General features: G+C 48.7%; 12 protein-coding genes. 2 read left to right on the top strand and 10 right to left on the bottom strand.

Features of this window, described 5'->3' with window-relative positions:
• Positions 1-5: 5 nt before the first annotated feature.
• From ACTJKZ_RS18465 to ACTJKZ_RS18455, 3 genes are all read right to left on the bottom strand, one after another.
• Complete coding sequence (locus ACTJKZ_RS18465; protein WP_440829916.1) at positions 6-893, bottom strand: ROK family protein; 888 nt, start codon at positions 891-893, stop codon at positions 6-8.
• A gap of 239 nt (positions 894-1,132) precedes the next feature.
• The gene (gene fabF, locus ACTJKZ_RS18460; protein WP_222925656.1) at positions 1,133-2,416 is read right to left on the bottom strand and encodes a beta-ketoacyl-ACP synthase II; all 1,284 of its coding nucleotides are present in this window, start codon (positions 2,414-2,416) and stop codon (positions 1,133-1,135) included.
• A 237-nt stretch (positions 2,417-2,653) separates the two neighbouring features.
• Positions 2,654-3,268, bottom strand: a complete 615-nt coding sequence (locus ACTJKZ_RS18455) for a TetR/AcrR family transcriptional regulator (RefSeq protein WP_161736317.1) — start codon at positions 3,266-3,268, stop codon at positions 2,654-2,656.
• Between the two features lie 318 nt (positions 3,269-3,586).
• Here ACTJKZ_RS18455 and ACTJKZ_RS18450 point away from each other — a divergent pair, with 318 nt between their 5' ends.
• Positions 3,587-4,420 (top strand): transcriptional regulator, encoded by an 834-nt coding sequence (locus tag ACTJKZ_RS18450; protein ID WP_161736318.1) that lies wholly within the window; start codon positions 3,587-3,589, stop codon positions 4,418-4,420.
• Positions 4,417-4,914, top strand: coding sequence for a FidL-like protein (locus ACTJKZ_RS18445; RefSeq protein ID WP_161736319.1), 498 nt, complete (start codon positions 4,417-4,419; stop codon positions 4,912-4,914). Before ACTJKZ_RS18450 ends, ACTJKZ_RS18445 begins: the two co-directional genes overlap by 4 nt.
• A 76-nt stretch (positions 4,915-4,990) precedes the next feature.
• Here the strand turns inward: ACTJKZ_RS18445 and ACTJKZ_RS18440 are convergent, their stop codons facing one another.
• From ACTJKZ_RS18440 to ACTJKZ_RS18410, 7 genes are all read right to left on the bottom strand, one after another.
• Positions 4,991-5,422, bottom strand: a complete 432-nt coding sequence (locus ACTJKZ_RS18440) for a DcrB-related protein (RefSeq protein ID WP_161736320.1) — start codon at positions 5,420-5,422, stop codon at positions 4,991-4,993.
• The gene (locus tag ACTJKZ_RS18435; protein ID WP_161736321.1) at positions 5,415-7,598 is read right to left on the bottom strand and encodes a peptidase domain-containing ABC transporter; all 2,184 of its coding nucleotides are present in this window, start codon (positions 7,596-7,598) and stop codon (positions 5,415-5,417) included. The genes ACTJKZ_RS18440 and ACTJKZ_RS18435 overlap by 8 nt, the downstream gene beginning before the upstream one ends.
• Before the next feature lie 17 nt (positions 7,599-7,615).
• Positions 7,616-8,875, bottom strand: a complete 1,260-nt coding sequence (locus tag ACTJKZ_RS18430; protein WP_161736322.1) for an HlyD family secretion protein — start codon at positions 8,873-8,875, stop codon at positions 7,616-7,618.
• A 25-nt stretch (positions 8,876-8,900) separates the two neighbouring features.
• On the bottom strand, positions 8,901-10,223 hold the full coding sequence (locus tag ACTJKZ_RS18425; RefSeq protein WP_161736323.1) for a TolC family outer membrane protein: 1,323 nt from the start codon (positions 10,221-10,223) through the stop codon (positions 8,901-8,903).
• Positions 10,224-10,263: 40 nt separating this feature from the next.
• Positions 10,264-10,926 (bottom strand): response regulator transcription factor, encoded by a 663-nt coding sequence (locus ACTJKZ_RS18420; RefSeq protein WP_222925654.1) that lies wholly within the window; start codon positions 10,924-10,926, stop codon positions 10,264-10,266.
• A gap of 56 nt (positions 10,927-10,982) precedes the next feature.
• Positions 10,983-12,044, bottom strand: coding sequence for a fimbrial protein (locus ACTJKZ_RS18415; protein ID WP_440829915.1), 1,062 nt, complete (start codon positions 12,042-12,044; stop codon positions 10,983-10,985).
• A gap of 12 nt (positions 12,045-12,056) precedes the next feature.
• A partial coding sequence (locus ACTJKZ_RS18410; protein ID WP_440829914.1) for a hypothetical protein occupies positions 12,057-12,248 on the bottom strand: 192 nt, incomplete at its 5' end.

The following is a 12,248-nucleotide window of genomic DNA, read 5'->3' as shown; positions in this document are numbered from 1 at the left end:
CTGAACTACAAGCCATTTTCTTCTGGCTGGCGCTGCAGGAAATTCCAGGTTGCGCCCAGCATGCCGGAGTCGTTGCCGTAGGTCGCGGCATTTATGCGGATATCAGGATCATATTTTGCCAGCTGCTCTGCCAGTTCCTCGAGGAAAGGTTCGCGCTCAGTAATTCCCCCGCCGATAAATACCATCTGCGGGTCGAATACGCTGAACAGGTTATATAAGCAGGCTGCAAGATCCTGGTAGAATTTATTCACCACCTGCTGCGCGGCTTCTTCTTTGCGATCGTATGCGTCAAAGACATCTTTACCCGTGACGTCGTCGGAAGATTTTTCGATGAGCTGGCTGTAATTCTCCCGAAGAGCCGTCATGGTACAGCTCTGGCTCATGGTGTGGCGTTCAATATTACTGCTGGTGGGGCGCGAAGTCAGCAGGCAACCAAACTCGCCAGCCCGGTTGCGTCCACCCCGAATCAGGGCGCCATTGCAAAAGGCCGCTCCGCCTAACCCGGTGCCTATTGTCAGCATCAGGAAATCGTTGAGCTTTTTTGCTTTCCCCAGCCACTTTTCCGCCAGCAGCGCACAGTGTGCATCGTTTTCGACGGTAGCAGGCAGAGACGTTTTTTCTGTCAGCCACTGGCTCAGATGAAACTCGTCAAAGTCACGTATGGTGCCGCCCATGGCAATATAACCGGCGTCTGTATCAATATACCCAGGTGTGCTGACGGCAATACCCGCACAAACGGGATTTTTCTCCAGCCAGGCCAGGATCTCATCAAGTATTTTATCGCGTGCGTTATGGGAAATATCAGCACTATCGCTGGTCAGAATATTTCCCTGATCGTCAATCACACCCATTTTTAAAGAGGTACCACCAATATCGAAGGCTGCAATTTTCATCAACGTTCTCTGAAGTTGTTTTCATCCGATTAATTGTAGTGCTGAAAGAAAAGGGCTGACGGCCAGGCAACGGCAATTTTGTCAGGAAAGGTACAGATTTATAAAGTGAGTGGTGTACAGAGGGTGTTTTGATAAACACAGGACACTGGGAATAGCTGTGTACGCTTTTTCAGAACGTCTGATGTATTACCCGCGCTGAGAGGGTGTCTGGCAGCGCGGGCTTAATTGTCACTCTGCAGTCATTGCCACGTACGCAGCAGGAGACTGGCGTTGACGCCACCAAAACCAAATCCGTTCGACATGGCATAAGTTAGCGCGGTGGGACGTGCATTGAGTGCCACCAGGTCCAGATTGCCTGCGGCTTCATCAGGATGATGGAGGTTCAGCGTCGGCGGAATAATCTGCTGGCGCAGCGCCATCAGGGTGAATATCGCCTCAATGCCGCCTGCCGCACCCAGCAGATGGCCGGTGGCGGATTTGGTTGAGGCGATCGCGACCGGTGAATCATCGCCAAACACTGCGCGAATAGCCGCCAGCTCGCCGTGATCGCCAACCTGCGTTGAGGTTGCATGCGCGTTGATATGCTGGACATCCTCCGGGCTGATGCCCGCCTGGCGCAGGGCGGTTCTCATCGCCCTCGCAGCCCCGCTGCCATCCTCCGGACCCGCGGTTAAGTGGTATGCATCGGCGCTGGTGCCATAGCCGACAATCTCCGCCAGCGGTGTCGCGCCGCGTGCTTTGGCATGGGCCAGTGACTCAATCACCAGCAGGCCTGCACCTTCGGCCATCACAAAGCCGTTTCTGTCACGATCAAACGGACGTGAGGCATGGTGCGGCTGATCTTCATAGCCCACAGATAGCGCACGTGCAGCCGCGAAACAGCCCAGCGTGACGCGGTCCAGCGCCGCTTCTGAGCCGCCGCAAATAGCAATGTCCGCTTCACCGCTTCTGATCAGCCTGGCTGCATCACCAATCGCCTGAACCCCCGCCGCACAGGCAGTAACGGGCGCGCCCAGCGGACCGGTGAAACGGTGTTTGATCGAGACATGACCGGCGGCCATGTTGGCCAGAAACGAAGGCGCTGTAAAAGGTGAGAGCCTGCGCGGACCGCGCGCGTCGGTAGTGCGCACCGCGTCGGCAATCGCACCAAAGCCGCCGACGCCTGAAGCAATAATCGTCGCGGTACGTTCACGCGCCGCCTCATCTTCAGGATGCCAGCCCGCCTGATTCAGCGCTTCTTCTGCTGCCAGCAGCGCGAATTCGATAAAGCGCGACATCTTTTTACGCTCTTTCGGCGCAATGAACGCCTCCGGGTCGTAACCTGCCAGCGGATCTTCATCGATGCCCGGCACGCTGCCACCTACTGAAATACCGGTGCCAGCAGTAAGCGTATCGGGCAGGGTACGTATACCTGATTCCCCTGCCGTTAATCGCCGCCAGACGGTTTCAACGCCACAACCCAGTGGCGAGACGATGCCCGCGCCGGTAATGACAATGCGTTGTGATGAGGCTAAGTGACTCATTGGATTACTCCCGTAGAAAGTCCGGACAGTGATTGAAATGCTGCCGCAGACGATGGATATACGCCTGAAGCGCGAAGAGTGAGACGCTGCGTAGGGTGGTGCGATAGATGAACGCAGGGATGTAATACAGCAGACAGAGATAAGCTTATCAGCATCAGAATCCTGAGCGATAACCAGACAGAGTCCTATCGTTGATCTTGTGACTAAATAAGTCAATAGTCACAGCGTGCGCAATGCTCAGGGCGCAAGGCTACGTAAGACCAGCGCTGCCAGTTGGGCGGAGGCTTCTTCAGCGTCATCAAGGCTGTATTGCAGCAGTACCGGACTGGCATAGGGTTTGATCACCCGATAGATTGCCTCCGCCGCTTCGTCTGCCGGGGTTTTACGTTCAAACTCACCGGATTCACGACCCCGTCGCAGGATCTGCTGGATCAGGTTCGTTAGTCGCACTTCGTGTGCCATTGCTGACGGCCATCGGTCACGCGACGCAACGGCAGCAATGTCATACAGTTTACGTTCGTGAAAAAAGAGTTCAGTGCCGGTGACGGAAAGCGTGCGGAACAGTCGCCGCAGTTGTTCCGAGGCTCCAGGCGCATCGGCGATCGCGGCTTCGACGTGCTGCATAATCATCGCCAGCCGGGTAGAGCAGATCACTTCACCAATCGCCTGTTTTGATTCAAAAAATTTGTAGATATACGCTTTTGAAAAGCCGATAGCACGGGCGAGATCGGAGACGGTGGTTTTTTCGTAACCATAATGCGCGAAGTGCTGCATGGCAGCATCGACAATCTGGTCACGCACATTGTGCCCGAGCGGGCCTCGTGTGCCATTTTCTGTTACGGATTGAGTCATTGTCAGAACCTGGCAGATTAAAGGTGGGTTAAAAAATTCAGTGACCACTGTTAGGGATGGTCACATTTTAGGCCGTGATGCGATTAAAATCTATGGTTCACAACAAATTAAGAGGGTTGACCGCACTTAACCCGCACAGGTTCCAGGCTGGCGAGGTTGAGGCTAATATTGTCTTAACTGATTAGTATTAATGTGAGTCTGAAGCCTGCATTCTTCCGGGGAGTTTGCCTTTAAGGCCGGTTATCAGGTCTCTTTAGTGCTTCTTTAAATAAGCTGAATTATACTGTCGGAAATGAGCGCAAATTCAGTGATTTCTTAATGATTTACATTATCGATGATCAGATTAGTTACAATTCAGATGACTGTACGCTAAGCCATCTTCCCACTCAGGAAACGCTGAGCCTGAGTATTTCATCGGGTCGGCTGTTTGAACAGTTACTGAATTCTGAAGGTGAGATACTGTCGCGCGATACCCTGTTGACCGAAGTATGGGATAAATATGGTCTGCGCGGATCAAACAGCAATCTGAATCAGTATCTGAGCATTCTGCGCAGAGCGCTTGCAGCGTATGGCTGTGAAAACCTGATCATCACCATTCCGAAAATTGGCATCCGACTTAATACTGAAATCAAAATAGAACGCGAATCCTCTCCGGCTTTTGTTGAGACGCAGGTTCAGGCTGATGAAATGTCAGCGGAGCAGGTGGTATCTGTCGCAGATAGTCAGCCCATGCTACCCAATCCTGTTATCGCAGAGCATGTTGTTGAAAAATCGGCTCTGAATCTCGGACAGCTCCTGTTCGCCCTAATCATGCTGGTGCTGCTTGGAAGTGCTTTATGGTACTTCACTGTACGTCAGCCTGCTGAAAAGAGTGCTTCTATGAGTAACATCAAACTGGAAGGCGGTTGCGAAGCGGTTATTATTCCGGGATTAGATGTGTTCGAACAAAAGTCACTGGATAAACAAATTCTTGAAATGCTTAAAGAGAATAATCAATCCTGTGTACCAGGTCGGCGCATCTATTTCGATAAAAACACGGCATTCACAACTAAAGATTATGGCCGGACCATTCTTTCCACATGTAACCTGAACAGCAGTGGTCATATCGTTTCCTGCGAAAACTTCTACTATCTTGACTGGAGAATGTTTTGAAACGAAAAGCCACTCTTACGCTGACGTTAACGCTGGCTATGCTGTTGCTGGGGATCTTTGCAGGCATTAACTATTTTAAACTCCGGACAAACGAGCTGCCTTTCCGCTGCTCAGCATTTAGCCGCTACGATCTTAGTCGCAACGATAATAAAAAAATTGAGTTTGCTGTTTCCCAGGATTTACGTTTTATTAATTCAGATTCGGGATATTTATTACTGAATGGGCAGGTAACTTTTGGTGATGAGGTAACAACGGTTAATCGACGTATTGCGCTCAGTGCCGGTAATAAAATTGATAGTGACACTTACCGCTACAAAATAAGAGAAATTATTACTTCGACTAATGATACAACGCCGGATGCCGTGTTTAATCTGCTGCTGGCTGAGATCACTCTCGATCCTGGTTATCTTCAGCTTGATATCATCAGGGTCGATAAAAAGGCTTATCTGGTTGGCGGGCCGCTCTCCTATCTCTTCACCTGTCAGCGTTACTGAACGCATCGACTGAAAGCTGAAACGCAATCCGGAAGAGCACATGCTCTTCCGGATTATTTTATCTGTACACTGCAGATTACCAGGTACGGAAGCTTTTCAGGGTATCTGAGAAAAGCTGCATATCGGTAGAGGTTATGGGGCTCGCTTTCGACAGAGAGAAAATCAATATATCTTCCATATTAAGCGTGAATAAAGCTTGTTTCTGATAAAGACGAAGATTATCTGGTCGCAGGAAGTCATAACTGATCATGATTCCCGTAGTCAGGTTATCCCCCAAAACCACTGGCTGATGGGCTTCCTGTTGCCAGTCTTTCATCTGTTTTTGCAGGATAGCGAGCTGGCTAAGGATATACTCTTCCGGGTTGTTATGATCGCCTAACTTATCACGGGAAATAGTGATTGGTGGCAGAACAGATCGTGTATCAGCCAGCGTATTCAGTGTTCGCTCGCAGTAGCCTTCCGGCAAGGTAATTGTGCCTTCAGTGAAGCGGCAAATAGTCTTATCCATGGGTAATCTCCGTTTCATTATGGGTTTTTGTCTGCCCAAATAACTGCTCTGCCGTGACTTCGCTGAGCGTACCGTTATTTAACAGGACGATTTTATCGGCACTTCGGATAGTTTCCGGACGGTGTGCAATGATGATTCTGGTGATCTTCATCTGTTTAATTGCATTGTTGATCTGCGCCTCGTTATAAATATCCAGATGACTGGTGGCCTCATCCAGTACCAGGATTTTAGGTTCACGATAGAGTGCGCGCGCCAGCAGGATACGTTGTAACTGGCCACCCGATAAAAACGAGCCCATATCACCTACCAGGCTTTGATAATTCATCGGCATTTTCATAATATCGCCATGAATCTGAGCCAGACGGGCCACGCGGGTAATTTTTGCGTGATCGGGCTCGTTATCAAAGAAGCTGATGTTCTCGCTGATTGAACCTGAAAAGAGAATGTCATCCTGCATTACGCAGCCAATACGATTACGGTGATGTTCAAGTCCGGTCTGAGTGATGTCCATGCCACCCACGGTGATGGTGCCTTCTTCCGGCTGTAGCAGGCCAAGAATAATTTTGGCCATCGTAGTTTTGCCCTGGCCGGATGGCCCCACGATGGCAAGACTCTCACCCGCTTTAATCTCCAGATTCGCACCATCGACAACCCAGGGTTCAGTCGGCGCATAGCGAAAACGAATATTGATAAGCCTGATATCCTGAGGTACGTCTGTCTCCTTGTCGGTTTCTTTACTAACCAGACCTCGATTGCCCTCAGAACTGGCTTCTGTTTCAGACAGAACAATATCGGCCAGGCGTTCACCATGCATTCTCAGCATACGAAAATCGATGATGGCATTGATCAAACCTGAACCACGACTCATGAATTGATCGGAAAAGCTGATAAAGGCGGTCAGCATACCGGCAGAGAAGTTGCCATCCAGGACCTGCAGCGCAGCAAGCCAGACCAGAACTACACGGCCCACTGAGGTTAGCAGTCCCTGAGCCGAACCGAACAGGATATTGAGCTTCTGTATCACGATGCCTTTATTAGTGGTATCCACCAGAAAGTTCATGTATGCCGAGAGGCGGGGCACCTGTTTATTATTGGTTTTAACTGCCTGGATCCCGCGCAGCGTTTCAAGCAGAGACGACTGGGTACGGGCCGAGCTGATGATTTGTTCTTCATTGGCGCGGCGAACCGGATCGTAAGCCATGAAACGTAGCAGTGCATAGGCGAGAAAAAGTCCAATGACCAGCCACGCCAGTTGCGCGTTATAGATGAAAAGCATCACTACCGTGACGATTGACATGACACCGTCCAGTACGGTGCTGATGAAACGGGAAGTCAGCGTACTCTGGATGGTATTAAGCGAACCATAACGAGAGAGAATGTCTCCGACGTGGCGTGATTCGAACCATTCCAGCGGCAGTTTTAACATATGGTGACAGACGTTTACGGTCCACTGCACACTGAGCTGGCTTGAGAACCAGCTCATTACCCATGAGCGCAACGCTGTAACGATAGTCTGAAACAGCGCGATCATGATAAAGCCTACACCGAGCAGCGACAGCAAAGAATAGTCAGCAGAAACCAGCACCATATCCATCACCCACTGCATAAAGAAGGGGCCGAGGACGCCGAATAGCTCCAGTGCGATTGAGAGAATGAGCACCTGAGCAAAGGCAGACTTTACCCCCGTCACGCTGCCCACCAGCTTCATCATGGAGATGCTTTCTTTCTCTTCTTTTACTTCAAAGGTGGAAGAGGGAACCAACTCCAGCGCGACGCCGGTGAAGGCGGTCGATGCTTCTTTAAATGTCAGTTCGCGGATCCCGCGCGCGGGATCGTGAATGGTGATCTTATTGCCGCGTACTTTCTTCAACACTACAAAGTGGTTCAGTTCCCAGTGCAGAATGCAGGGCATGCGCAGTTTAGACAGCTCTTCCATTTCTACTCGCAGTGCGCGGGAAGTCATATTGAGCTGTTGTGCCATAGCGATGACATCTGCCAGAGTGGCACCTTTGAGTGATGTGGCGAACTGGCGACGTAACGTGATCATGTCGATCTGATGACCGTGATAATTAGCCACCATGCCAAGACAAGCCAGCCCACACTCGGCTGCCTGTGACTGACGAATTATCGGTAAGCGGTTAAACCATTTAAAATTGAGTTTCTCTAATAACAACACAGAACAGACCTTCTAAATCAGAGAGAAATTTTGTGTCCTAGCGCGAAAATCGGCTCCAGTACCCATTCATAGAGACGACGTTTGTCGACAATAAAGTCGGCATCCAGCGCCATACCTGGCTTCAGTTTTTCATTCTGCGAATAAGCAGAAATAGTTTGTTTATCCAGAGAGACCAGAACCCGGTACTGCTGTTCCTGAACATTATTTTTACCGGTTAAGGTGGAGACTTCCTGAGGAGAGAGGGCGGTTCGCGAAACCTCGATCACCTTGCCATATTGCTGGCCAAATTTTTGGTAAGGGAAGGCTTTATAGCGCAGCACAACACGCTGACCTGGCTGGATAAAGCCAATGGATTGCGTATTGACCATGATGCGGGCAACAAGATTAGTATTGTGAGGCAGAATCGCGATTGCCGATTGACCGGCGTTTAGCATCTGACCATTTTTGACCATGATCATGCCGACATAACCACTCTTCGGCGCACGAAGCTCAATGGATCGGCGCGCTTCATTCTCTGCCATTGACTGACGGTTATCTGCCAGTTGCCGTTCGATGTCGTTGCGTTTTTTCTCATCATCCAGCGGCTTTTCATGTAGTTGCTGCTCCGCCTGAACAATTTTTTGCGACGTGTCCAGCAGCTGACGCTGGTACTCCTGGTAACGTGCCTGACTGTCGAGCAGATTGGATTCCTGCTCTTCCAGCTGACGATTTGAGGCGTACCCTTCCAGGTGCATAGCGTTGAGTTTATCCAGTTGCAGTTTCGCTAACGCCACCTGCTTGCGACGGTGTGTCAGCTGAAGTCTCAGCTGTTCCTGCTGGAGTTTCAGACTGGCGATGGTGTCGGATAACCCTTTCATTTCGACGTCATGTAATTTGGCAAGCGTCTGAAGATCCTGCTGAAGTCGTTCCCGCTGAGCCACCAGATTTTCGGCGATAACCTGACGCGTCTGTCCCATCTGTGTGGAGACTTCGGATGACAACACCATAAGAACATCATCTTTGTTGACCAGTTGTCCCTCTTTAACCGGAATATCCACTACGGTTGCGCTTACAGGCGGAGGAACGACTAACATGCCATTCTCAGGCAGCAGTTCTCCGGTAGAAGATTCATATTTCGTATAGCTGCCGAAAATGAAAAACAGGGCTGTAACGGCAGTAATAAAAATCACCACAGAAATAACAAGCCAGCGATAGGGCGGACAATAAAGTGCCACTATACCCAGGTTACCCCGGTTAGCGGCATCAAGCGCCTCCTGACGGAAAAGTGATTGTTCCATTTATAGATTCATCATAATTAAGGGATTAACGGCACTGAAAAAAATTCAGCATGTCGAGTGATAACGATCCGGTGCTTTGCGCCAGATTGATCAGGGCATTGAGATAACTTAATCGTGCTTCAGCCTGATCTTTGAGTGCGGTGTAATATTTTTGCTGAGCATCCAGTTCATCGTTAACGGTGCGGAAGCCCATTTCACGGCCATACTGGACCGACACCACTTTTTCACGTGCTGAGTCGACGGCATTCTTTTGAGCACTGATTAAGGCTTTGCCATTGGTCAGGCTAAGCCAGGCAGAACGGGTATCGGTTGCCGCTTTGCGTTGTGCTTCCATCGTGGAATACTTTGCTGCCTGACGACGATAAGCTGCTTCAAAAGATTGTGAAACCTGACTGCCGCCGGCAAACAACGGAACAGAAACGTTTACGCCATATTGCAGGTTATTACTCTTTGAGTTCGTCCCGAAAATTGCGTCATACAGAATATTGTCGTCGTCGTCATTACGACTCCAGTTCTTGCCGTATCGCGCATAGAGCGAGACCACGGGCATGTGCGCGCCGTCAGCCGCAAGAACATCTGCGTCTGCCTGATCATTCTGAAAAAGCGCAATTTTAATATCAGTATTACGCTGCTGGCTGGCATTAATTGCATCGGTCAGAGAAGAATAGGGCGATGCTTTCAGGCACTGAAAATTCACCGGTTCTACAGTATCCGGACTGATACCTGATAAACGGCGAAATGCCTCGCCTGCCAGCAATAGCTGATTGCCAGCTTCTATTTCCTTAGCCTGTGCCAGAGCGTAGTTAGCTTTTGCCTCGTCCAGTTCAGTGCGGGTATTCTGTCCATTGATTAAGCCGGTCTGAAGTTTTTGCTCTTGTTGCTTAAAGTTATGACTGGCGGCTTTTGCGGCCTGCAAAACTTCCTGCTGATAAAGCACCGTAAAATAAGCATTGCTGATAGCGCTAAGTAACTTCTCTTCAGCCTGTTTTGCCTGTGCTTCAGCCGTGTTGGCAATAGCAACACCTTTACGCCATCCGGCATACTTGCTCATATCAAACAGCGGTTGTCTGACGCTGAGATCGTAGCTGTGGTTGGTTACCCCACTCTGATATTTCTTATCAGGTTGTTCCTGACGATCCCAGTTTCCCTCCAGGGTTAATGTTGGCAGCATTCCGGCCATGCCTTGCCAGTATTTTTGTTTATCTGCTGCACTGGTCATCTGACTGGATTGTAGTGCAGAGTCATAGCTCAATGCAGCCTGAGCAGCTTGCTGCAGGTTAGTTGCGAATGTACAAAATGGAGCACAGGTGAGTGCCAGTACTGCTATATTCAGATTATGAAAGTTCATGATTTTCGCTGTATATAAAAATTTTTTGTGCTAGGGGGAGTTAAATGAGTTCCTGTGCAAAAACATACTTAATCAAATCTGTATTTGATTGCAGCTGAAGCTTACGCATAGCATTGTATTTCTGTGTTGCAACGGTGCTTATGCTACGTTTGCGCGCTTTTGCTATTTCCATCAGGCTATATCCAATGGCGAACAATCGAATAACCTCTACTTCTGAAGGCGATAAAAGTGTTTGTGCTGGATCTGCGGGTGCAGAGAGCATTAAATTCTTCATCTGTTCTGAGTAGTATATTCCGGAATTGGATGAGCAAACCCAATTGAATGCCTTGACCAAATCACGAATGTCATCTCGTTTGTGCACAATGGCATTGACCGGGATTTGTAATATACTTTTCAAAATAGCCTGACTGTTTTGTGCAGTAAAAATGATAATTTTTAAATCCGGATTTTGCTTATGTATCTGTTCTATTTTCCTCACGCCATTGACATCATTACGCTCAAAATTAAAGCAAAAGTCCGTTATTAATATATCTGGCATATCCTCTCTGATAACAGACAGTAAATGATAAGCTTCAACCGGATAAGCAACAATATCAAGTTCTAAAAACTCCTTTACGAGTATGTTTTGAATGGAGTAAAGAATAAATGGGCTTTCATCTGATACACCAAGTCTGAGCTTGTTTTTTTCCCTGGGTTTATTCACAGATAATCCTTTTCTGTAGATAAAGTATGAAGAAGGGCTCCGCAGAGCCCTGCTGATTACTGGTAACTAAGCGTATACGTTGCTACTGCATTGGCCGTGCCAGGATTTATTTTCGCAGCCGTCTGATAATAACGTGCATAGAGTGGCACCGTGATTAATGCAGATGAGAGCGGATAACTCGCAATGTTAAATGGAGTAGCAAGTGCAATCGGCTGCTGATTTTCATTAAGGATTTGTACACCGACACCACTCGCTGTTGAGGTCGAATTAAGTGCTACCACACCCAAATCGGATAATCCGCCAGACGCGTCACCATCCAACTGCATCATCACATCAAACGAACCCGAAAGAAGTGCTTCACAGTTAAGCTGAATATTAAACGCGGTTGTAGCGCTAGTCTGGCCGATTCCTGATCCTAAACCGCTACTGGGGTTTGTCGTGTAACTACCTAATGGTACAGGCAGATTGGTATCACCGGCGACTGAGCAAGTCTGATCTTTAACTGTGATACCTGTTTTAATATTAGTGAAGTTGAATGATACATCTTTACCTGATATTAACGAACCAACATCAAAAGCGTTTACATAGCTCTTAAGAGAAGTTGACGCTGACATCGAGTTGGAGGTCTTTACAATCTGATAGGGTACGTTGATTGAGACATCTGTATAGGTGCCCACGGTTCCGCCGCTGGTTAAAGCATAAGTACTAATCATGATACCGGTTGCAATACTTGCGGCATCAGTACTCATCTCTCCGCCATAGCCAGTATATAACGTCAATCCATAACCCAGGGCACCCGCGTCAATCGCCTTGCGCTTAAAATAAACTTCACCGCTTAATCCATCTATGAACTGCTGCAGATTATCCAGGGCACATTTAAAGTTAGCGGTTGCCGTGCCGCTATAAACGATCGTACCCACTGGCACAGCAGCTGAAATATTAATGCCCAATGAGCCCACATCAACTAACGTTGTACTTGATGTTATTTTGCATGTTAACGTTACATCGGCTGATGAATTCGCTGCATTAACAGTAAAAGTAGCCATCAGCATCAAACTTAACATTAATGAAACTGAGCCAATGAGGCGCATTATTTTCTTTCCTGAAATTAAAAACATGATGTTACCTCATTAACCCTGTGTATCTTTGTTGTCGGTATTAGAAGCGTACCGTACCGGCTGCATTTGATCGCTACTGCAGGTTGTCGTCAGTCTCGCCAGTGTCTGATTCTCACTGGACTGAACGGCATCAGATTCAAGGTTAACCAGACAATTGTCATTTGCCGTTTTCCCCCATGAAACATGCAGGCGGCTGACATCTTT

Origin of the sequence: Pantoea sp. 22096, assembly GCF_052045955.1 — a bacterium.
Classification (GTDB): domain Bacteria; phylum Pseudomonadota; class Gammaproteobacteria; order Enterobacterales; family Enterobacteriaceae; genus Pantoea; species Pantoea alfalfae.
The sequence above is the reverse complement of the archived record's forward strand: the minus strand, read 5'-3'. Positions and strand labels throughout refer to the sequence as shown.